Below are 304 nucleotides of genomic sequence, written 5' to 3'. Positions count from 1 at the left end.
CCCCCCCCCCCCCCCCCCCCCCCCCCCCCCCCCCCCCCCCCCCCAGCTCTTCTACAGCGACGGTGGCGGCGTTCTGGTCACCTTCGGTACGGCGGCCGGCGGCCCCGGCACGAAGACCCAGTTCATCGACCAGGCGAGCGCCGGCGTCCCCGGCGCCGACGAGTCGGACGACTTCAACGGCGACGGGTACGCCGACCTGGTCGTCGGCGCCCCGAACGCCACGATCTCGGGGAAGGCCAAGGCGGGCTACGTGGCCGTCCTGTACGGCTCGAAGAGCGGCGTCTCCCCCACGAACAAGAAGCTG

General features: G+C 74.3%; 1 protein-coding gene. It reads left to right on the top strand.

Annotation, left to right across the window (positions count from 1 at the left end):
• Positions 1 to 73: 73 nt before the first annotated feature.
• Positions 74 to 304: FG-GAP repeat protein (locus PUR53_RS00030; RefSeq protein WP_329906933.1), on the top strand; the 231-nt coding region annotated here is incomplete at its 3' end.

The sequence above is a fragment of the Streptomyces sp. SP18BB07 genome (assembly GCF_036322545.1).
GTDB classification, from domain to species: domain Bacteria; phylum Actinomycetota; class Actinomycetes; order Streptomycetales; family Streptomycetaceae; genus Streptomyces; species Streptomyces deccanensis.
The sequence above is the reverse complement of the archived record's forward strand: the minus strand, read 5'-3'. Positions and strand labels throughout refer to the sequence as shown.